The sequence below is a fragment of the Streptomyces sp. NBC_00435 genome, from assembly GCF_036014235.1.
GTDB lineage: Bacteria > Actinomycetota > Actinomycetes > Streptomycetales > Streptomycetaceae > Streptomyces.
The window spans coordinates 7,698,548-7,717,946 of sequence record NZ_CP107924.1; the positions used below are offsets into that span (position 1 = coordinate 7,698,548).

17 protein-coding genes are annotated in these 19,399 nt (G+C 73.7%); 9 read left to right on the plus strand and 8 right to left on the minus strand.

What is annotated here, in order from left to right:
- Positions 1–64: 64 nt before the first annotated feature.
- The 3 genes from OG389_RS34695 to OG389_RS34705 all read right to left on the minus strand — a co-directional run bounded on the left by OG389_RS34695 (position 65) and on the right by OG389_RS34705 (position 1,793).
- The gene (locus tag OG389_RS34695; protein WP_328303053.1) at positions 65–895 is read right to left on the minus strand and encodes a class I SAM-dependent methyltransferase; all 831 of its coding nucleotides are present in this window, start codon (positions 893–895) and stop codon (positions 65–67) included.
- 101 nt (positions 896–996) lie between these two features.
- Positions 997–1,350, minus strand: a complete 354-nt coding sequence (locus OG389_RS34700) for an ArsR/SmtB family transcription factor (RefSeq protein ID WP_328303055.1) — start codon at positions 1,348–1,350, stop codon at positions 997–999.
- Positions 1,347–1,793 carry an SRPBCC domain-containing protein gene (locus OG389_RS34705; protein ID WP_328303057.1) on the minus strand — a complete coding sequence of 149 codons (447 nt, stop codon included), beginning with the start codon at positions 1,791–1,793 and terminating at the stop codon, positions 1,347–1,349. The genes OG389_RS34700 and OG389_RS34705 overlap by 4 nt, the downstream gene beginning before the upstream one ends.
- A 248-nt stretch (positions 1,794–2,041) precedes the next feature.
- On the opposite strand from OG389_RS34705, the gene OG389_RS34710 reads away from it, so the two are divergent.
- Entirely contained in the window at positions 2,042–2,821 is a 780-nt protein-coding gene (locus OG389_RS34710) for a VOC family protein (RefSeq protein WP_328303058.1), read from the plus strand.
- A 147-nt stretch (positions 2,822–2,968) separates the two neighbouring features.
- Here OG389_RS34710 and OG389_RS34715 read toward each other — a convergent pair whose 3' ends face one another.
- From OG389_RS34715 to OG389_RS34725, 3 genes are all read right to left on the minus strand, one after another.
- Positions 2,969–3,553 (minus strand): TMEM165/GDT1 family protein, encoded by a 585-nt coding sequence (locus OG389_RS34715; protein ID WP_328303061.1) that lies wholly within the window; start codon positions 3,551–3,553, stop codon positions 2,969–2,971.
- A gap of 306 nt (positions 3,554–3,859) precedes the next feature.
- On the minus strand, positions 3,860–5,077 hold the full coding sequence (locus OG389_RS34720) for a cytochrome P450 (protein WP_328303063.1): 1,218 nt from the start codon (positions 5,075–5,077) through the stop codon (positions 3,860–3,862).
- An 86-nt stretch (positions 5,078–5,163) separates the two neighbouring features.
- The gene (locus tag OG389_RS34725) at positions 5,164–5,811 is read right to left on the minus strand and encodes a TetR/AcrR family transcriptional regulator (protein ID WP_328303065.1); all 648 of its coding nucleotides are present in this window, start codon (positions 5,809–5,811) and stop codon (positions 5,164–5,166) included.
- Between the two features lie 181 nt (positions 5,812–5,992).
- On the opposite strand from OG389_RS34725, the gene OG389_RS34730 reads away from it, so the two are divergent.
- Both OG389_RS34730 and OG389_RS34735 read left to right on the plus strand, forming a co-directional pair.
- Entirely contained in the window at positions 5,993–8,146 is a 2,154-nt protein-coding gene (locus tag OG389_RS34730) for an FUSC family protein (protein WP_328303067.1), read from the plus strand.
- A gap of 96 nt (positions 8,147–8,242) precedes the next feature.
- Entirely contained in the window at positions 8,243–8,698 is a 456-nt protein-coding gene (locus OG389_RS34735; protein WP_328303069.1) for an SRPBCC family protein, read from the plus strand.
- 27 nt (positions 8,699–8,725) lie between these two features.
- Here the strand turns inward: OG389_RS34735 and OG389_RS34740 are convergent, their stop codons facing one another.
- Positions 8,726–10,375 (minus strand): alpha/beta hydrolase, encoded by a 1,650-nt coding sequence (locus tag OG389_RS34740; protein WP_328303071.1) that lies wholly within the window; start codon positions 10,373–10,375, stop codon positions 8,726–8,728.
- Positions 10,376–10,749: 374 nt separating this feature from the next.
- Here OG389_RS34740 and OG389_RS34745 point away from each other — a divergent pair, with 374 nt between their 5' ends.
- Both OG389_RS34745 and OG389_RS34750 read left to right on the plus strand, forming a co-directional pair.
- Positions 10,750–11,511 (plus strand): DUF4142 domain-containing protein, encoded by a 762-nt coding sequence (locus OG389_RS34745; protein WP_443059390.1) that lies wholly within the window; start codon positions 10,750–10,752, stop codon positions 11,509–11,511.
- Positions 11,512–11,520: 9 nt separating this feature from the next.
- Positions 11,521–12,906 carry a DUF1996 domain-containing protein gene (locus OG389_RS34750; RefSeq protein ID WP_328303073.1) on the plus strand — a complete coding sequence of 462 codons (1,386 nt, stop codon included), beginning with the start codon at positions 11,521–11,523 and terminating at the stop codon, positions 12,904–12,906.
- Between the two features lie 585 nt (positions 12,907–13,491).
- Here the strand turns inward: OG389_RS34750 and OG389_RS34755 are convergent.
- Positions 13,492–14,763 (minus strand): PucR family transcriptional regulator, encoded by a 1,272-nt coding sequence (locus OG389_RS34755; protein ID WP_328303075.1) that lies wholly within the window; start codon positions 14,761–14,763, stop codon positions 13,492–13,494.
- A gap of 379 nt (positions 14,764–15,142) precedes the next feature.
- Between OG389_RS34755 and OG389_RS34760 the strand changes: the two genes are divergently transcribed.
- The 4 genes from OG389_RS34760 to OG389_RS34775 all read left to right on the plus strand — a co-directional run bounded on the left by OG389_RS34760 (position 15,143) and on the right by OG389_RS34775 (position 19,392).
- Entirely contained in the window at positions 15,143–16,273 is a 1,131-nt protein-coding gene (locus OG389_RS34760) for a hypothetical protein (protein WP_328303077.1), read from the plus strand.
- Positions 16,270–17,721, plus strand: coding sequence for an NADH-ubiquinone oxidoreductase-F iron-sulfur binding region domain-containing protein (locus OG389_RS34765; protein ID WP_328303079.1), 1,452 nt, complete (start codon positions 16,270–16,272; stop codon positions 17,719–17,721). Before OG389_RS34760 ends, OG389_RS34765 begins: the two co-directional genes overlap by 4 nt.
- 129 nt (positions 17,722–17,850) lie before the next feature.
- On the plus strand, positions 17,851–18,876 hold the full coding sequence (locus OG389_RS34770) for an SCO0930 family lipoprotein (RefSeq protein WP_328303081.1): 1,026 nt from the start codon (positions 17,851–17,853) through the stop codon (positions 18,874–18,876).
- Positions 18,877–18,882: 6 nt separating this feature from the next.
- Complete coding sequence (locus tag OG389_RS34775; protein WP_328303083.1) at positions 18,883–19,392, plus strand: hypothetical protein; 510 nt, start codon at positions 18,883–18,885, stop codon at positions 19,390–19,392.
- Positions 19,393–19,399: the final 7 nt, after the last annotated feature.

Below are 19,399 nucleotides of genomic sequence, written 5' to 3' on the forward strand. Positions count from 1 at the left end.
CTGAACAGGGCCCGCTGAGCAGGGCCGGCTGCGGGCCGGCACGACACCCAGGGGATCCGCGCCCTCAGCCCGCCAGTGCCGTGGTGATCACCAGGGGCGGCCTCGACCGTTCCGCCGACCAGGTACGGCCGGCGGCGAAGTCCGGGGCGACGAGTGCGAGGGCCTCGTCCACGGTGGGGCGCTGCTGGACGACCTCCCGGAAGCCCGCCCGCTCCAGCAGGGGCGGGTAGACGTCCACCGGCCACGCGTGGTTGGGCATCACCTGCCAGGTGCCGTCCGTGAGCCGGAGCCGTACGGACAGTGCGTCGCCCGGACCGTAGTCCCGCCCCGGGTCGCCGATGCGCAGCGAGGCGTACTCCGTGCCGCTGCACGCGGGGTCGGTGGCCAGCAGGACGAAGGGGCCGCCGGGTCGCAGGATCCGGCGGATCTCCCGGAACACCCCGAGCACCGACTCCTCGGTGGGCAGCGAGGCGAGTACGTGGTTGCACATGACCGCGTCGGCGCTGGCGTCCGCCAGACCGGCGGCCCGGCCGTCCACGACCAGGTGGAACCCGGCGACCGCCGACCCCGCGCCGCGGGCCAGGGCCAGCATCTCGGGGGAGGTGTCCACGCCCAGCACACGGGCGCCGAGCAGCCGCGCCGCGTGGTCGGCGACCTTGCCGGGTCCGCATCCGTAGTCCACCAGGACGGAGTCGTGGCCGACCCACCGGGCCAGTGTCCGGAAGACGAAGGGGTATCCGAGGAGCCAGTCCGTGGCCGCCTCCACGGCGGCGAAGGCGTGCGCGCCCTCGGGTCCGGACCAGGCGACGGGCTCCTCCTCGCCGCCGCGGCCCGAGGCGCTCGCTCCCGCGCCGTTCCCGCCGACCTGTCCCGCACTCCCTGACCCGTCGCTCACCGTCCCACTATCGCGCCGCCGGCCGGGGCCCCGCAGCACGAGACGGGCCGGTGCGCCGGCGGGGCGGGGGGAGTACGGCCGGTAGCCGGTGGTTTCCCCGGCTACCGGGTCTCCCGTTCCGCCGCCTCGGCCAGCCGCTTGATGTCCGCCAGCCGCCGGTCCCAGTCCGCGGCGAGGGTGGCCATCCACCGGGCCGTCGCGTCCAGGGCCGCGGGCCGGACGGTGTACCGGACCTCGCGTCCGACCCGGCTGCCGGACACCAGTCCGGCGGCGTCCAGGACGGCGAGGTGCTTGACCACGGCCTGCCGGGAGACGGGAAGTCCCCCGGCGAGTGTGGTCGCGGTGACCTCGCCCCGGGCGGCGAGCAGCTCCAGCAGTTTGCGCCGGGTCGGGTCGGCGAGCGCGACGAGGACGTTGTCGACCGCCCCGTCGGCGCCGGGACGTGCCCCGGTCACGCCGCGAGGCGTTCCACGCGCTCCTTGAAGGCGCCGAGCACCTGCGGCCAGCCGCCGGTGTTGTCCTCGAGCGCCTTGTTGCGCAGCTCCTCGGACCCGGCCAGTGCCGAGAACCCGCTCTCGACGACGCGGAGCAGTGTCTTGTCGCCCTCGCGACTCAAGGTGAACTCCACCAGGGTGCTGTTGTCCTCGCTCAGCTCCTGCCCGGGGAAGGCGCTGGCCCACCGGTAGGCCAGGTACGTCGGCGGCTCGACCTTCTCCACGCGTACCGGGAACTCGCCGTACTCGCTGTTCCTCGCCACGACCGACTCCCCTTCCCTGGCCGCGGTGCCGGTCAGGGTCCCCTCGTCGGCCACCCAGAAGCCCGGCTCGGCCACCAGGGACCAGACCCGCTCCAGGGACGCCTCGATCAGGGTTTCGCGTTCGATCCGATCCGTGTTCATCAGGACTCCTGGGTCGCTGCCGTTGGGTGCAACTCCAGAGTTGCACGTCCCTCATCCAGACGCAACCGCGGGGTTGCGTCCGATCGGGTGGGGGTCGGGTTGCGGCCGGGCGGGTGAACCGCGCGGGCGTCGACCACCCGAATGCGGTACGACAGGACGCCCCGTACGTGTACGCATATCCGTACATGCCGGTGCGGGGGTCCCAATGCGGGTAACCCGCCCCCGGAATCCCATCGCAGGAGGAACGCATGCTCGGTACCGACTACCGCACCGGCTCGCCCAACTGGATCGACCTCGGCAGTCCGGACATCCCCAGGTCCGCGGCCTTCTACCGCGCCGTCTTCGGGTGGGAGTTCCAGCTGCTCGGGCCTGAGACGGGCGGGTACGGGTTCTTCAAGTCGGACGGCAAGACCGTCGCCGCGGTCGGTGAGCTGAACCCGGGGGCGACCTCGGCGTGGACGGTGTACTTCCGGACCGACGACATGGACGCGACTGCGCAGGCGGTGCGCGACGGCGGCGGCGAGGTCCGGGTCGAGCCGATGGACGTCATGGGGGAGGGGTGGCTCGCGCAGCACACCGACCCGCAGGGCGCCGAGTTCGCCGTGTGGAAGCCGGCCAAGACGCAGGGGCTGGAGCTGGCTTCCGCCGACAATTCGCTGTGCTGGGTCGAACTGCACGTGCCGGACCCGGAGGCGGCGATCACCTTCTACAACGGGCTCTTCGGACACCGCTTCCAGGAGATGAACGTCCCCGGCATGACCTACCGGGTGCTCAGCATCGCCGACGGGGACCAGCAGGACGGCTCCTTCGGCGGAGTGGCACCGCTGGCGGAGGGGGAGACGACGGCGCGCTGGGTGCCGTACTTCGCCGTCGCGGACGTCGATGCCGTGGTGAGCACCGCGCAGACCAGCGGCGGGACGGTCCTGATGCCGGGTGCGGACGTACCCGAGGTCGGGCGGATCGCCTGGCTGGCGGACCCGGGCGGGTCGGTGTTCGCCCTGCTCAAGCCGCTGCCCCGGGAACAGTGACCGGCATAGGGTCCCGCGCGCCCCGCTGATTCCACCCCGGACGGCCGGCCCGTGCGCCGGCCGTCCGGGGCCTGAAGCCGCCCGGGTCCCGGCGGTCCGATCCCGGCGGTCGGCCCCCGGCCGTGCGGGCCCCGGCGGTCCGGGTCCTCAGCCGGTGAACGCCTCGACGAGGGTCCAGACGGCCAGCCCCGCCATGCACACGGCGCCGAAGCGCTGGACGGTCCTGAGGGGCACCCGCTTGGCGATGAACCGGCCCACTACCAGGGCGAGGGCGGAGACCGACATCAACGCGGCCGCCGAGCCGATGGCGGTGGGCAGCCAGCCGTTGGTGGCGGCGAGGTTGGCGGTGGTGATCTGGGTCAGGTCGCCCCACTCGCCGATGAACACGGCCATGAACGCCGTGGTGAACACGGGCCAGAAGCCGGTGACGGCCCTGGCCGCCGAGTCCGCCCCGTCGTCGTCCGCGCCGGAGCGCAGCATGACGAAGGCGCCGAAGGCGAAGAGGGCGGCGGAAACGAGTTTGACGGCCATGTTCGGCAGCATGCTGAGCAGGCTCCCGGCGCCGACCGCGATGGCCACGTGCACGATGAAGGCGGTCGAGGTGCCGAACCACACGTACAGCGGCCGCATCCGGGTGCCCATGGCCAGCGAGGCGAACATGGTCTTGTCGGGAAGCTCGGCGACAAAGATCAGACCGAAGGCGGTGAAGATCGCCACGGGGTCGAGGGTCATTCCGGATGCTGCTTTCTGCTGGAGCCGGGCTCTGATGGCTCGCAACGGCACCCAGGGGGCGACGGGAAGAACCACTCGGCCCGGCACGACGAAGCGTCCCGCATGGTGATGCGGGACGGGTCATGCCTTGGCCGAAGGTCTCGTCCGCCCCGCAGTGACGCGGTGGCCCGGTGGCCGGGACCCGTACGGGCGTCCAGTGTGTCGACCAGCGGTTCTCGGGACTACTCCCCTTCGCTGCATCCACTGTAACAGCGGACCCGGGCGGCCCCGGAGGCCGGACGGGCGCGGAGCCGTCGGGCACGAGCACTATCCGAAACGGACGGGGAGGTACTTCACGCCGTTGATGAAGTCCGAGCGCAGGCGGCGGACCTCCCCGGTGAGGAACACGTCGGGATGGTGGCGCAGGAGCTCCCGGACGAGGGCTTTGATCTGGGTACGCGCGAGGCCCGCGCCCAGGCAGAAGTGGGGGCCGCCGCCACCGAAGGTCAGGTGGTCGTTCGGGGTGCGGCGGATGTCGAAGGTGAAGGGGTCGGCGAAGACCTCCTCGTCGCGGTTGGCGGAGGTGTAGAACGTGACCACCTTCTGGCCCTCGGCGATGGGCTGCCCCCGCAGGGTGGTGTCACGGGTCGCCGTGCGCCGGAAGTTGTGGATCGAGCCGCCCCAGCGCAGGAACTCCTCGGTCGCGGAGTTCCACAGGACCTCGTCCCCGGGTGCGGCGGCCAGCTCGGCACGGGCCGCCGGGTGCTCGATCAGGGCGAGCAGGGTGTGGGAGAGCAGGTTGCGGGTGGTCTCGTTGCCCGCGACGCACAGCAGCACGAAGAACATGTTGATCTCGTCCTGCGTCAGCCGGTCCCCGTCGACCTCGGCGTGGACCAGCGTCGAGAGGATGTCCTCCCGGGGGCGTGCCCGCCGCTCGTCGGCCAGCGCGTCGCAGTAGGCGTAGATCTCGGCGGCCGCGAGGTCGCTGTCGTGCTTGCCGGCCGAGAGCTCGGGATCCTGGCCGCCCGCCATCCGGTTGCTCCAGTCGAAGATCAGCCGCTCGTCGCCCTCCGGCACGCCGACCATCTCGCAGATCGTCTGGATGGGCAGCCGGGCGGCGACCTCGGCGACGAAGTCCATGTCCCGGCCCGGGACGACCGCGCGCTCCACCAGGTCGACCGCACGCTCCTGGATGCGGGCCGCGAGCCTGCGTACGACGCGGGGAGTGAAACCCGCGCTGACCAGCGAGCGGTAACGGGAGTGGCGCGGGGCGTCCATGCCCAGCAGGACCAGGCGCAGGGTTTCCAGGGCCTCGGGGTCCTGGTCGCGGATCATGAACGAGCCGCGTTCCGTGGACCAGAGCTCGGGGTCGCGGCTGACGGCCTTGACGTCCGCGTGGCGGGTGACGGCGAAGAAGCCCGCGTGCCGGCCCGGCACCTCGTGCCAGTGGACCGGGTCCTCGCGGCGCAGCCGGGTGAACTGCGCGTGCGGGACCTCGCGGGCCCAGGTGTCCTCGAGTAGGTCTGTCTCGCCGGTGGGCGGCACGGGGCGGTTCCCTTCGTCGGAGTCGTCCGGGTGAGGCGGGTGCGGGGCGGGTGGGTGCGTCAGGTGCGTCGGGTGGGGCGGGTACGTCAGGTGCCTCGGGTGAGTCCCAGGAGGGCGCCGAGGGCTTCGACGACGAGCGCGTCCGGGACGGCGCGCGGTTCGAGGCGGTGCTGCATGGCCAGTCCCAGGAGGATGCCGAGGACGAGGGCGCCGGTCTCCTCGGGCGTACGCGTCAGCGGGGTGCCGGTGGACTCGGCCCAGTCGGCGAGGCCCTCGCCGAGCTGGGCCCGGATCTCCGTGTAGCGCTGGGCGAGCCTGTCCCCGATGAGGGGGCCGCGGGCGGCGTGCAGCCACAGCTCCGTCTCCAGCAGCAGCCAGGAGTCGCCGTGCTCGGGGTGCGGGCGGGTCAGGCTGCCCCACATCGCGGAGAAGTGGACGGCGGGGTCGGCCGGGTCGCCGGCCGCGATCTCGGCGGCCAGCTCCTCGCCGGTGCGCTCCTTCCAGACCTCCAGGAGTGCGAGCAGCAGGCCCGCCTTGCCGCCGAAGTGGCTGTACAGCGCGCCCGTGGTGCGCCCGGCCGCGTCGGCGACGGCCTCGGCGGAGACGGCGTGGAACCCCTTGCGGGCGAAGAGCTCGGCCGCCGCGTCGATGAGCCGTGCGCGGCTCTCGGACTTGCGCTGTGCCTGCGGGGTGCGACGCGGGGGCGGCTGCTGTCGCGTGCGGGACGGCTCCACGGGGCCTCCGGGCGGTTACTTATATCGGGATGCCGATATAAGTTGCGCCTCCCCTGACGAACTGTCAAGACGAACGGCCGAGTCGAACGGTCGGGCGGTCCGCTCCCCTCCGCCGGACCGCCCGGACCGCCCGGACCGCCCTGCGGATGACCGGCGCGACGGCCGGTGGGACGCTGAGGGGGTGCGTGCCCTCGTGGAGCTCCGGACGGGTACCGGCCCCCTGCCGGTGGCCGCGCGGCGGGCCGTCCGGGTCACCCTCGCGGCCTGCCTCGGCTTCTACGGGTTCCGGTACGGGCTCCACCGGCCCGTCGAGGCCACCTACGCGCTCTTCGCGGCCGTCGCGCTGGCCGCGCTCTCACGCATACCGGGCACCGGACGCCAGCGGGCCGCCTTCATCGTCCGCGTGTTCCCCACGGCCTGCGCACTGGTGGCCGTGGGCAGCTGGCTCGCCGTGCGGACCTGGACCGCCGTCGCCGGCATGCTGGTCATCGGCTTCTGCCTGGCCTTCGGAGCCGCGGCCGGACCCCGTCCGGCGGGCGCCGGACCCGGGCTGCAGCTGCTGTACATCTTGCCCAGCTTCCCGCCGTACGCCCCGGACACCCTCGGGCAGCGGCTGACCGGCACCGTCGTGGGGCTCCTGCTCCTGATCCTGGCCGAGGCCCGGATCCTGCCCGACCCGAAAGTCCCCCGTTACCGCGACCGGGTGGCCGAGGCCGCCACGGAGGCCGCCCGGTGCGCCGCCGCCCTGGAGAAGCCGCCCCACACCCTCCCCGACGCGGAGGCCGCCCGTGCCTCGGAGGCCGCCCAGGCCCTGCGGCCCTCCCGGGTCGCGGAGGCGGAGCGGCCCGCCGGACCCGGTGTGCGCGAGCGCGCGCTGGCCCACACCGGACTGGCGGCCCGCACCCTGCTGGCCCGGCTGCAGGCCCTGCCCCCGGCGGAGCCCGGCCCGCAGACAGGTGCGGCCGGTCCCGAGCTCGTACGGGCCGTCGGGGCATCGGCGACCGGCACGGCCGGCCTGCTCCGGGACGGGCGACCGCCCGAGGCGGACTCCGCGACCCTGCGCGACCTGCAGGCCTCCCTCGCGCGGACCCCCGTACCGGGGCCCGGGCCGGGGATCCGGAACGCCGCGCTCATCGAACTGGCGGACGTCGCGCTGGGGCTGCGCGGCGCGGCCGAGATCGCCGTACGGGGGCGGTCGGCCGCCCCGGCCGCCGTGGGACCGGCGACGGGGCCGGGGCCGAAGCCGGGGTCGGCCGACCGGTTCTGGTACGCCAGGCACGGGCCGGTGCGGCTCTGGTGGTACCGGCTCCACGGGAACACCGGGCCCAGGTCCGTGCACTTCCAGAACGCGGTCCGGATCGCCGTGGCCCTCGCCGTCGCCCGGACCGTCGCCGGGCTGGACACCCTGCCCCACGGCTTCTGGGCGATGCTCGCCGTCCTCAGCCTGACCCGCACCACCGCCGTACAGACCCGGTCCACCGTCCGGTCGGCCCTGATCGGCACCTGCGTGGGCGCGGTCGCCGCCGGGACGATCCTCGCGCTGGCGGGGGAGGTGAGCTTCCTGTACGCCATCCTGCTGCCGCCCCTGATGCTGGTCGGCTTCACCGTCGCACCGGTGCGCGGTGTGGGCTGGGCGCAGGCGATGTTCACGCTCGTGGTGGCCATGGCCTTCGCCCAACTGTCGCCCGTCACCTGGCAGCTGGCCGAGGTCCGGTTCCTGGACGTGCTGGTCGGCAGCGTGATCGGGATGGTGTGCGGACTGCTGGCCTGGCCGCGCGGCGCACACGACGAACTGGGGCGCGCCGTGTCCGAGCTGCTGCGCGCCGCGGCCGACGACGTCCAGACGGTCACGGCCGCCTTCGGCCGGGCCCGCGATGAGGAGCCCGACCAGCGGGTGCGGCACGCGCTGGCCCTGACGGAGAGCGCGTACGCCCAGTACCAGGCCGAGCGCCAGCGCCCGGCCGCCCCGGTCCGGGACTGGCAGGCGGCGGTGATGACCGCCCACCACGTCCTCTGGGGCGGGCGCAGACCCGGCGGAGCGCCGCCCGGTCCGCACGAGGAGGCCCTGGTGAGGGAGTACGGGGCCCGGGTGGCGGCCGGGCTGCGCCGTGCGGCCGCGCAGGCCGACCCGGTGCACGCCACCGACCCGGTATCGACGGTCCGTCCTGCGGATCCCGCCGGTGCGTCCGGTCCGGCCCCGCACCGGCCCGCGCCCGTCGGCGCATCGCCCGTGTTCTTCGCGGCGATGGCCTGGCTGGATACCCTCAACTCCGATCTCGTCCTGCTCGAGGGCGCCGCCGCACCGGCTTCCCCACCGCCCTCCGGGCGGAGCTGACGGGTGCGGGCGGGGCCGGGCTCTGCGATGGTGGAACGCGGGGGCAGCGGAAGCAGAACCAGTACGTCCGTGCTGAGTCTGCGGCGAGGAGCGTTCATGTCCGGACAGTTCGAAGCGAGTGTCGAGATCGACCGGCCCGTCGCCGAGGTCTTCGCGTACCTCGCGGACGGAACCAACGACCCGGAGTTCAGCCCGCGCGTCCAGGAGATCACCCGGATCCCGGACGGCCCGACGGCCGTCGGCACGGTGTTCCGCAGCACCGTGAAGGACGCCGGGATGAAGACCGCCCGGGAGTTCCTCATCACCGAGTTCGATGTGCCGCGGCGGATCCGCTGGTCGGAGCGGACCAAGAACCTGGTGACCGCCGAGGGTGGTTACGACCTGGAGGAACTGCCCGGGGGCCGGACGCGGGTCCGTATCTTCAACACCCTCACTGGGCACGGCGTCGGCAAGCTCCTGGTCGGGTTCGCCCTGAGCGCGGCGCGCAAGGACGCCCCCGAGTTCGGCCGCCGGATCAAGGCGGCCGCGGAGGCGTCCCCGCGCCCGGAGTGAGCGCCGGCCGGGTCGGAACCGGCCGGCTCAGAACCGGCCGGGCACGGACGGGACCGGGAGCGGCTTCGTCGGTCCGCCGGGAACGCCCCGCTGGTCCGGGCGCCCCTCGCCCGGTGCCGGGGTACGGCAGGTGACGTCCCTGGCGGGCAGTCGCCCGGTGGCGAGGTAAGCGGTCACCGGGGCGTTGGCGCACGAGGTCGGATCGGCCAGGTACACCCCGTGGCCCTCACCACCCAGCGCCAGCACCATCCGCGAGCCCTTCAGCGCCCGGTGCAGCCCTTGGCCGCTGACCAGCGGGGTCTGCGAGTCCCACTCGTTCTGCACCGTCAGCACGCCGGCCCGCGTCCTCATCGGCGTCTGCGCTTCGAGCGGCCGCTGCCAGAAGGCGCACGGCTTGATGTTCGAGGTGAAGTCGCCGTAGAGCGGGTACGCGGCCTTGTCCCGGACCGCGTCGCGCCGGTACTTCTCGGGGTCGCGCGGCCAGGAGCCGGTGTCCCCGCACACCACGCTCCAGAACACGGCGGTGCCGTTGTCGGAGGCCGGCTCCGCCGTGGCCGCGGCGGCGAGCGCCCGCTTCATGTCGAACTCCGTACCCGAGGCGCCCGGAACGCTGGCCGGCTTCCCGTCGGCGGCCTCCTTCAGGGCCGCCACCAGCGGGGTGACCTGCGCCGGATAGAAGAACAGCCCGCGCGCGCCCCGTATGTCGTCACCGGTGATCTTCTGTCCCTGGAAGGGGATCGGGTCCCGGTCGGCGCGCGCCACCAGGTCCCAGAAGGTCGTGGACACCGCTGCCGGGCTGTCACCGAGGTGGTACTCGCCCGCCCGCTCCGCCGCCCACCGCGTCCACCGGGCGAAGGCCGGCTCGGCCTCCGTGGCCCACAGCTGGAGCATGCCGCGCCAGATCCGGTCCGGGTCCACCCCGCTGTCCAGGACGAAGCGGTCGGTCCGGCCGGGGAACATCTGCGTGTACACCGCGCCGAGGTAGGTCCCGTAGGAGTAGCCCAGGTAGGAGACCTTCCGCTCGCCCAGCACCGCACGGATGGTGTCCATGTCGCGGGCGGTGTTGCGGGTGGTGATGAACGGGAGCACGGAGCCGGCCTTCTGCCGGCACTTCTCCGCGACGGTGCGCGCCCACGCCACGTCGGAGGGGAAGGACTCGGCCCGGTACGGCCGGTCGATGGGCTGTTCGGCGTCGGTCAGCCCGCAGGTGATGGGACTGCTGGCGCCGACCCCGCGCGGATCGAAGCCGATCAGGTCGTACCCCTCGCTCACCTCGCGCGGCGCCACCTCACCCAGGCTCAGCGGCAGATCGAGCCCGGTGCCGCCCGGCCCGCCGGGGTTCATCAGGAGGATCCCGTGCCGCTTGGCCGGGTTCGTGCTCCGGACCCGGGATATCGCCAGGTCGAGGGTGCGCCCCCCGGGCCGCCGGTAGTCGAGCGGCACCTTGATGGTGGCGCACTCGTAGGAGGCGGGCTGGTCGGCGCTGCACCGGTGCCAGGCGGGCTTCTGCCGCAGGTACGCGGCGTCGGCGGAGGTGGCGGCTTCGGCGGCTTCAGCGGCTTCGACGGTTTCGGCGGAGGCGGGCGCGGCGGATGCCTGGGCGGCCGCGAGCAGGGGCACGGAATTCGCGAGGAGCCCGGCGGCGGCCAGGAAGGATGCCAGTCGTTTCTTGCGCACGGGGGCGTTCCTTTCGGGTGGGCGGTATTCCGCACCACCCTGTGACACACCGCGGTTCGGGCGAATCCTCCTGGAAGGCGGACCCCTCTAGTCCTCGCGAATGACCGGAAATCCGGACAACTGGCCGACGCGCCGGGGTTTTTGTCCGGCCGTCAGGCGTGGGGGGCGGCGCCGTGGGGGCGAGTGTCGGGCCCCGGCTCGGCGCGCGGCACCGTAGCAGCCTTTCGGGTCGACGCCCAGGTGTTTGTCCAGTCGTGATGGGCCTTCGAAACGGGTACCGCACCGGGCGCTAGCGTCCCTTGCCACCCGGTGCCCCCAGGAGCGGTGCGCTCCGCGCGGCGGTTCCGGGGCCCGTCAGGAGCCAAGGAGGCACAGTGCTGTCAATTCGCCGGGCCAACGTCGGCGGCATGTCGGTCGCTTCGCGACACGTGATGGGCACGGGCATCGTCATAGGTGCCCTCGCACTCACCCTGATCGCACTGCTGATACCCGTACGGAGCTTCGGCGGCGCGACTGCCGCGGCCGCCCCGGCGGTGGCCGCGCCCCCCGCTCCGGCCTCCGCCGACGACGACGGCGCCGGGGTCATGAGCACGGCCTTCGGACCGCTGACCCCGCAGGACCGCGATTTCGTGCGCAAGGTCCGGCTCGCCGGTCTGTGGGAGCTGCCCGCGGGCCGTCAGGCCCAGGAACGGGGCACCCGCAAGGCGGTGCGGACAGCCGGGGAGCACCTGGTGGAGGGGCACACCGAACTGGACCGGCGGGTCATGGAGGTGGGGCAGGCACTCGGGGTCGAACTGCCGGACCAGCCGTCGGGGCAGCAGCAGGCCTGGCTCGACCAGCTGGACCGGGCCCAAGGGGCCACGTACGAGCGGCTGTTCATCCAGCTGCTGCGCCGCGCCCACGGCAAGGTGTTCGCACTCGTCGCCCAAGTACGGGCACAGACGCGCAACTCCATGGTCCGGGAGCTGGCCACGGACGCCAACACCACGGTCCTGGACCACATCACGGTCCTCGAAGCCAGCGGACTGGTCGATTTCGACGGACTGTCGGACACCCTTCCCGCCCCCGCCCAGGCCCCCGGATCCGCACCGTCCGCCGGCTCCTCCCCTTCCACTGACACCCGACCGAGGAAGTGAAGTGATCGTATGAGTACCAAGGACTCCGCGCGCCGGCAGGCGCGCCAGGACAAGGCCGGGCACAAACGCCGGCGGCGAACCCTGTACAAGGCGCTCGCCGCGGCCTCCGCACTGGTACTGGGCGCCGGTGGGGTCGTGATCGCGGGCCAGGTCGCCTCCGCGGGACAGGGCACGGCGCGCTCGGCGCCGGTCACCGACACCATCGACTGCCCCGACGTGGGCGAGAAGCTGACCGAGGTCCCCGACCAGGCGCGCGGCGACGTGGACCGGGAACTCGCCGCTCTGGACACCCAGATCGCCGACGCCTACCAACGCCTCGCCACGGGCCGGGCGCCGGCGGACGCACTGCTCGGAGAACTGAAGGACCGCCGCGGTGCGACGATCGGCAAGATGTCGGACGCGATCGGGCGCGCCGCCGCCCGCCCCGACAAGCTGCAGGAACTGAGTGCCTGCGCGATGCGCAAGGCGCCGGCCGCCGACGAGGAACTCGCCCGCGGCGGCGGGTCCTCGAAGGGCGGACCGGCGCGCTCGGACTTCGTCGCCATCGGCTCGGTGAAACCGAACGTCCGGCGTCCCGCGTCCAAGTCCGGTGCCTCCAAGGGTTCCTTCGCCGTGGAGTGCGGCCGCAACGACGAACGCCACCTCAACCCCGACAACGTGATCGTCGCCCCCGGCGTGAGCAACGGCGCCCACCACATGCACGACTACGTCGGAAACAGGACCACGGACGCCTTCTCCACCAACAACAGCCTCGCCGCCTCCGGAACCACGTGCACGAACGGCGACCTGTCCACCTACTACTGGCCGGTGCTGCGGCTGCGCGACGGAAAGGCGGAGCAGGACGCGGGTGCCCCCGGCGGCGGCCAGGACGCCAACGTCGGCACGATCCTGGAGCCGAAGCAGGTGAGCATCGAGTTCAAGGGAAGCCCCGTCTCGCGGGTCACCGCGATGCCCCGCTTCCTGCGGATCATCACGGGTGACGCGAAGGCCCTCACCAACGGCCCCGCCAATGCCAATGCCTCCTGGAGCTGTACCGGCTTCGAGAACCGGCAGCTGAAGGACAAGTACCCGATCTGTCCCAAGGGCACCGATGTGGTGCGGACGTTCAACTTCCAGAGCTGCTGGGACGGCAAGAACATCGACAGCGCCAACCACCGCACCCATGTGGCCTTCGCCAAACGCGACGGCTCCTGCCCGGCCGGCTTCAAGGCCCTGCCGCAGCTCGTGCAGCGGATCGTCTACGCGACTCCGCCCGGAGCGCGCTTCGCGGTGGACAGCTTCCCCGAGCAACTGCACAAGCCGGTGACCGACCATGGAGACTTCATCAACGTCATGTCCGACCAGCTGATGGACCGTGCGGTGCGCTGCATCAACGGTGGACGCGCCTGCCGCTGACCCGGCGGGAGGCGGTGCCGGTCCGGAGCCCCGCTCCGGACCGGCACCGCCACGTTCCCCTGCCCGCCGGCCGCGAGGCCCGGCAGACCCCGCCAGGTCCAGCAGCTCGTGCGGTCGGCGGGCCGGCAGAGTCGGTTTCGCCGCCGCACCCTGCGCCGTCGCGGGGGTAAGACAGGAGCACGGAGAGCGTGTCCCCGTCCATGAGCGGGCTGGCGCAGGCCGGTGCGCGGCAGCCGGGACAGGGGCAGCCGGGACACGGGGCAGCAAGGACTGGGGCAGCCGGGACAGGGGCAGCAGGTACCGGCGCTGCTCGAGGCGGGCGAGGAAATCGCCTGCCGGAAGGGTCGCCGACCAGCCGGCCGCGCTGGGCGGGGTCGGCTCGGGGGTTTCGGGCGAGGACGGGGCGGACGGCCGGGACCGGGTGCGCGATCACCGCGTCGACAGCCCCGACGGGAAGGTCCGGCTCCCGGCGGAGGTCTACCACGCCGCGCGCCCGGCCGGATCGGGCAGGCGCACCAGGACGTCGGACGACGACGGAGGCCGGGCCCGGGCAGGTACTGCCGCCGGGCCCGGTCTCCGCCGCCCCTACAGGCCGTTGACGCGGGCGATGCGGCCGTCTCCCGGCGGCGGGCGGAAGTCGGCGGTCACCACGCGCCCCCGGCGGTTGCCGCGGACGGGTCGCAGCCGCACCTGGGCCATCAACCGGCGGCTGCGCAGAGCCAGTTCGAGTTCGAAGCGGGTGCGGGGGTCCCGCAGTCCGGGGCCGAAGAGCTTCTCCAGCTGTCGCATCCGGTAGCGGACCGTCTGCGGGTGCACGCTCAGGGCCTTCGCCGCCTCGGGTGCTCCACCGCCCTCCAACCAGGCGAGCAGGGTCACCTCCAGCCGCTCGCTCTGGCGCGGGGTCAGATCCGCCAGCGGCCGCAGCCAGCGCGTGGCGAGCGCGTGCGCCAGCGGCTCGTCCTGGAGCAGCAGCAGGGTGGAGAGGTGGTCGTCCACGAAGACGGTACGAGGCTCCGGGCCGCCGGACCGGGCCTGCGGGGGGACCAGTGCGAGCAGGCGTACCGCCCAGCGCAGGGAGGAGGCCGTGTCGCCGGGGGCCACCGGGTGGCCGACTACGGCGAGCCGGCCGCGCAGCGCGCAGTCCAGCGCGGCGCGGGCCTCGGGATCGGCGGTGGGGACCAGGAGGCAGGGCTGCCCCGCGACCATGCCGCCGAGGCAGTCGTCGAGGAGGGCCGCGAGCTGCTGGGTCTCGCCGGGAGAGGCCAGGGCGACCGCCCGTACGGCGACGGGCAGGGGCCAGCCGGCGGCGCCGGCCAGCTCGGCGAGGGCCGTTTCGCGCATGGGCGCGTCGCTCGTGAGTACGGAGAAGAGCTCGCGACGGGCGTGTTCGCGCACCGAGCCGAAGCGTTGCAGGGGAACGGCCTGGAGCGGTGGCAACTCCCCCCTCCGGAAGGCGGCGTGGGGGTGGGGTTCGGGGTGCGGATGAGGATGTGGGTGCGCATGCGGGTGGGGCCGGGCGTGTTCGGCTTCGAAATCAGCGGCGGTGGCGGGGGCGGCGGTGGCGGGGACGGCGGCCGTGGCTCCGGACCGGGTCTCCGTATGGGGGTCCGGCGGCTCCTCCGCGGTGCACCCGGCACCCCCGGCGCCCTCGCGGTAACCGAGGGCCGTGAGCAGGGCCCCCTCCACCCTCCGTCTGACCACCTCGTCGCCGATCTCCTCGACCAGCGCCGAGAAGCCAGGGACGGTCTCCCGCAGTTCCTCCACCATTCCCGCTGCCAGCGTGGGCAGTTCCTTGCGCAGGACGCGGGTCCACTCGCCACGTGGGCGGGACCAGATGCGGTTCAGAAGTTCGCACATTGTTACCTCGTTCAAGCCGGGGTATGGCCTGCCCCGTGGGACGGTTGCAAGCCCGCAGTCCCGCGGCATCGGCTCGATCGCCGTCGGGGAGGTGCGGCGGCGAATCAGGTTTCAACCCCGTCGCAACCGCACCACTGGAAGGGAATCTTCCGGGGATGTTCGATGCGATGGCTGTGCGAGGGCCAGAAATTATCACGTTTCGATAAATCCCGTGGAGGGCTTGCGAACCTCCACGATGCTTCTGCACTCCGGCCCCCGCTCCCGGCCGGCCCGGTGGCGAGGCGCCCATCTCCCGCCCGCCGAGGAGCGGTTACGACGTCGACCCCCGGGCGCCGAGCGCGAGGTGGAAGTGCTCGGGCTCGGCCGTTTGGGAGACCACATGCCCTTGCCCCAGTCCCGCATGCCCGGCCGCTCGCACCGGGCCGGCCCCACGAGAGGCCGTACCCGGCGCCATGCCGGCGCGGTCTCCCGATGGGCGTCCACACCGGCACCCGCGCCGGCACGGCCCCCGGCACCGGCCTCGGCGCGGGCCGGTTCGCCGGCGTCCGGAGCGGCGACCGGCCGCCGCGCGGTGCGCCGCCCTCCGCTGCTTTCCCGCGCGGGGGGACCGCACCCCGCGGCCCTGGCCGCCGCGGCCCTCGCGGCCGCGGCCGCCCTGCTCGTGGCGGCCCGCGCCGGTGCCCTGACCCACCTGTGGGACTTCCTCGACTACGGGGCGGGGGTCCTCTCGCTCGTCTCGCTGACCGGCGCCGTCCTGTGGGGCCTGGCGGCCACGGACCGCACTCTGCTCGCCTCCGGGCACCGGCTCGTCGCTCAGGCCGTGCACCGCGGGCTCGCCGTCGCCGGACTCGGCTTCCTCGTCCTGCACGTGTGGATCAAGGTCGCGCGGGCCCGGACCGACGCCGCTGGGGCGGTACTGCCCTTCACCGACGGCCAGCGGCCCCTGCTCATCGGCCTCGGCAGCCTGGCGGGGTACCTCTTCGTCGCCGTGGCGGTCTCCGGCGCCGTCCGCGGGGCCTTCGCCACCCGGGGGCGGTCGCTGTGGTGGCGGGCCCTGCACATGGGCGCGTACCCGGCCTGGGGAGCGTCGCTGGTGCACGGACTCAAGTCCGGCCGCTCCGCGAGCGGTTGGGTGACCGTCGGGTACGCCCTGTGTCTGGTCGCCGTCGCCGGGGTGCTGGCCATGCGGCTGAGTGCGAAACTCCGTGCGCTCTCGGCCGCGCAGCCCCGTCCGAGGCCGGGTGGGCAGCCGTCCGCCCCGGTGGCGGCACCGCGGGTACCGCCTCCGCCGTACGCGCCGTCCGTACCGCCCCGGGTGCCCGGGCAGGCGCCGCCGCGCCGCCCGGCGCAGTTCGTGCGCAGACCCGCGGAGTGGGCGGCGGATCTGCTGACCGCACGCCTGGCCCGGCAGCCCGGCCCCACGGTGTTCCCCCCGGGCCGCCCGGGAGCGGTCGAGCCGCCCGCGGACCGCTCCGGCGAACCGCTCGACGGCGTACGGAGTCGGCTGTGAGCGGCTCCGTGACGCACCCGGCCCTCGGCTGCGTGGGCCAGCCCAGGCTGCTCGCCGGGCTCGACACCGCCGACCGGCTCGACCGGGCCGGCCATCTCGGCGTCCACGGCGCGCTGCCCCGCTACCCGTCGGAGGAGCTGATCGAACTCGCCGAAGGCATCGCTCTGGGCGGGCGCGGGGGAGCGGGCTTCCCGTTCGCCCGCAAGCTCAAGGCCGTCACCCGGTCCGCGCGCGGGCAGGACGGTCGCTGCGCCGTCGTCGTCAACGCGACGGAGGGCGAGCCGAGTTGTCTGAAAGACGCCGCCCTGCTGTTGTACGTACCGCATCTTGTGCTAGACGGCGCGCTGGTGGCCGCCGCCGCGCTCGGCGCCGAGGACGTGGTCGTCGGCGTCACCCGGCCGGAAGTGGAGCGCTCACTCGCCGAGGCCGTCGCCGAACGGGGCGAGGCCGGGCGTCGCGTACGCGTGGTCCGGCTCCCCGAACGCTTCGTCACGGGGGAGGGGACCGCCCTGGTGAACGGCCTCGACGGCGGGCCCGCCCTGCCGTCCGGGAACAGGACGCGGACCAGTGAACGCGGACTCGGGGGCCTGCCCACCCTGCTGTCCAACGCCGAGACCTACGCCCACCTCGCCGTCGCCGCCCGCCTCGGCGAGGCCCAGTACCGAACGACCGGCCTGCCGGAGGAGCCCGGCACGACCCTGCTGACCGTCGCGGGCGCGACGGTCGTCGAGGTGCCGCTGGGCACCTCCCTGGAGTACGTGCTGGACCTGTGCGGCACGGTCCCCGGACAGGGCGTGCTCGTCGGCGGCTTCCACGGACGCTGGCTGGACCCCGCGGCGGCGCGCGAGGCGCTCCTGTCCCGCCGGTCCCTGGCGGCCTACGACGCCGTCCTGGGCGCGGGCGCCGTGCTGCCGCTGCCCGAGGACACCTGCCCGGCGGGCGAGGTGGCCCGGGTCACCCGCTGGATGGCGCGGGAGTCGGCGGGCCAGTGCGGCCCGTGCGTACGGGGGCTGCCCTCGCTCGCCGACGCCGTGGACCGGCTCGTGGCCGGCGGGGGCGGGGCGGCCCTGGACGCCGTGCAGGCGCGGATGCGGGGGGTGCGCGGCCGAGGGGCGTGCTCCCATCCGGACGGCACGTCCTCGTTCGTCGCCTCCGCCCTCGCGGTCTTCCCCGAGGAGTTCCGTGACCACGCGCTCGGCAGCGGCTGCGGGCGCGGTGTGCTGGGGGCGCTGCCGCTGCCCGAGGACCAGAGCCCCGAACGGCTCGTCGTGGACTGGACGTTGTGCAAGGGCCACGGGCTGTGCGTGGACCTGCTGCCCGACGTGGTGCGGCTCGACGACGACGGCTATCCGGCGCGGGGGGTCATGCCGGTTCCGGGACCCCTGCGGCCGAAAGCGCTGCGCGCGGTGCGCCGTTGTCCCGCGCTCGCCCTGCGCATTCAGGAATGAGTTCACCCTTTGGCGTGATCTGATAAATTCCCGCGATTTCGAATTAGGTGGTCCGCGCAGGCCTTATGAATATCCGGACGGAAGCGCGCCGGAGGAAAGCGCGCCGGACAGGAACCGAAGGAGAGAACCATGGCCAACAGGAACCGGACGACCGCTGCCGCCGCCGGATCGGTGATGACCGTACTTCTGCTCGCGTCGGGATGCGGCAGCGGCGCGGGCACCACCGGTACGGCGACGGCCGTACGGCCGGCCGCGGCGCAGCAGCACCTGGGAGACGGCTACGACGACGCCTCCGGCTCCGGCTCCGGGTACGGATCGGGATCGGGATCCGGGGACGCATCCGCGGCTCCCGGCGACGCGGACTCCGCCCCGGCGGGCCGGCTGGCGGTCCGGGAGATCTCCGGGATCGGCGGCGTGGTCACGGACGGAGCGGGAAGCGCCCTCTACCGGTTCGACAAGGACACGGCCAAACCGCCCCGGTCGAACTGTGAGGGCGCTTGCGCCACCCTCTGGCCGCCGGTACCGGCGGACGACGCCGAGGCCTCGGCCGGCATCGATGCCGGGCAGCTGGGCGCGGTCGACAGGGCCGACGGCACCCGACAGCTCACGCTCGCCGGCTGGCCCGTGTACCGGTACGCGAAGGACGTCCGGCCCGGAGAGGCGAAGGGTGAGGGCGTCGGCGGCACCTGGCACGCGCTGGGGGCCGACGGCGGGAAGGCGGCGGACGGCAAGAAGGCGGCGGACGGAGCGAAGGCGGCGGACGGAGCGAAGGAGGCCGGGGGCGAGAAGGCCGCCGCCGGTCTCTCGGTGGCGGACGACGCGAAGCTCGGGAAGATCCTGGTGGACGGCCAGGGGCGCACGCTCTACCGATTCAACAAGGACAGTGCGTGGCCGATGAAATTCGGTTGCCTGGATGCCTGCCTCAACACCTGGAAACCCGCTGCTCCGGTGGAAAAGGAAAAGGCCGTCGGAATTTCCGCCGGACTGGTCGGTTCGGTGGAACGTCCCGACGGTACGAAGCAATTGACGATCGACTGCTGGCCGGTCTACCTCTTCACCGGCGACACCGCGCCCGGACAGACGAACGGGCACGGCAAACAAGGCCTGTGGTTCGCGGTGAACGACGCGGGCAAGAAGATCCCGGCGGCGGGCTGACCGGCCGTGCGGCACACCGGAGACAAGGGCAAGGGGTCGGCGTCCGTGCCCGGCGCCCGCCACTTGGCGCCCTGCGTGATCGCCCTGCTCGCCTCCCTCCTCTGCGGAGCCTGCGGGGGAAACCCGGGCAACCCGGCGGGCCCGGCCGGCGGGGGAGCGGCGGGCACCTCCCCGCCCCCCGTCCCCGAGCCGCTGGACCGCATCGCGGCCGCCCTCGGCTGCAGCCCCGAGGTCACCGTCGACGCGCAGGAAGTGCGCGAGGGGGCCTGCACGGTGGGCACGGAAGCCTTCCGGCTGGCCACCTTCAGCACCACCGAGGGCCGCGGCGCCTGGCTCGCGGAGTCCCGCCAGTACGGCGGTACCTACCTGGTGGGGGACCGCTGGATCGTCACGGCCCCCTCACCCGGCTCCCTGGCCCCCGCCCAGAGCCTGCTCGGCGGAACCCTGGACTCGCCCCCCAGCCACTCCCACGAAGGCCATCCGGCAGCGGGCGGGGCGCCGGAGCACCCCGCCTGACGGCTGG

Excerpts from the sequence above, each read along its gene's own strand:
- OG389_RS34770 (WP_328303081.1), top strand. The coding sequence starts at position 17,851 with ATGGCCAACAGGAACCGGACGACCGCTGCCGCCGCCGGATCGGTGATG.
- OG389_RS34705 (WP_328303057.1), bottom strand. The coding sequence starts at position 1,793 with ATGAACACGGATCGGATCGAACGCGAAACCCTGATCGAGGCGTCCCTG.
- OG389_RS34755 (WP_328303075.1), bottom strand. The coding sequence starts at position 14,763 with ATGTGCGAACTTCTGAACCGCATCTGGTCCCGCCCACGTGGCGAGTGG.
- OG389_RS34710 (WP_328303058.1), top strand. The coding sequence starts at position 2,042 with ATGCTCGGTACCGACTACCGCACCGGCTCGCCCAACTGGATCGACCTC.
- OG389_RS34715 (WP_328303061.1), bottom strand. The coding sequence starts at position 3,553 with ATGACCCTCGACCCCGTGGCGATCTTCACCGCCTTCGGTCTGATCTTT.
- OG389_RS34760 (WP_328303077.1), top strand. The coding sequence starts at position 15,143 with ATGCCCTTGCCCCAGTCCCGCATGCCCGGCCGCTCGCACCGGGCCGGC.
- OG389_RS34735 (WP_328303069.1), top strand. The coding sequence starts at position 8,243 with ATGTCCGGACAGTTCGAAGCGAGTGTCGAGATCGACCGGCCCGTCGCC.
- OG389_RS34750 (WP_328303073.1), top strand. The coding sequence starts at position 11,521 with ATGAGTACCAAGGACTCCGCGCGCCGGCAGGCGCGCCAGGACAAGGCC.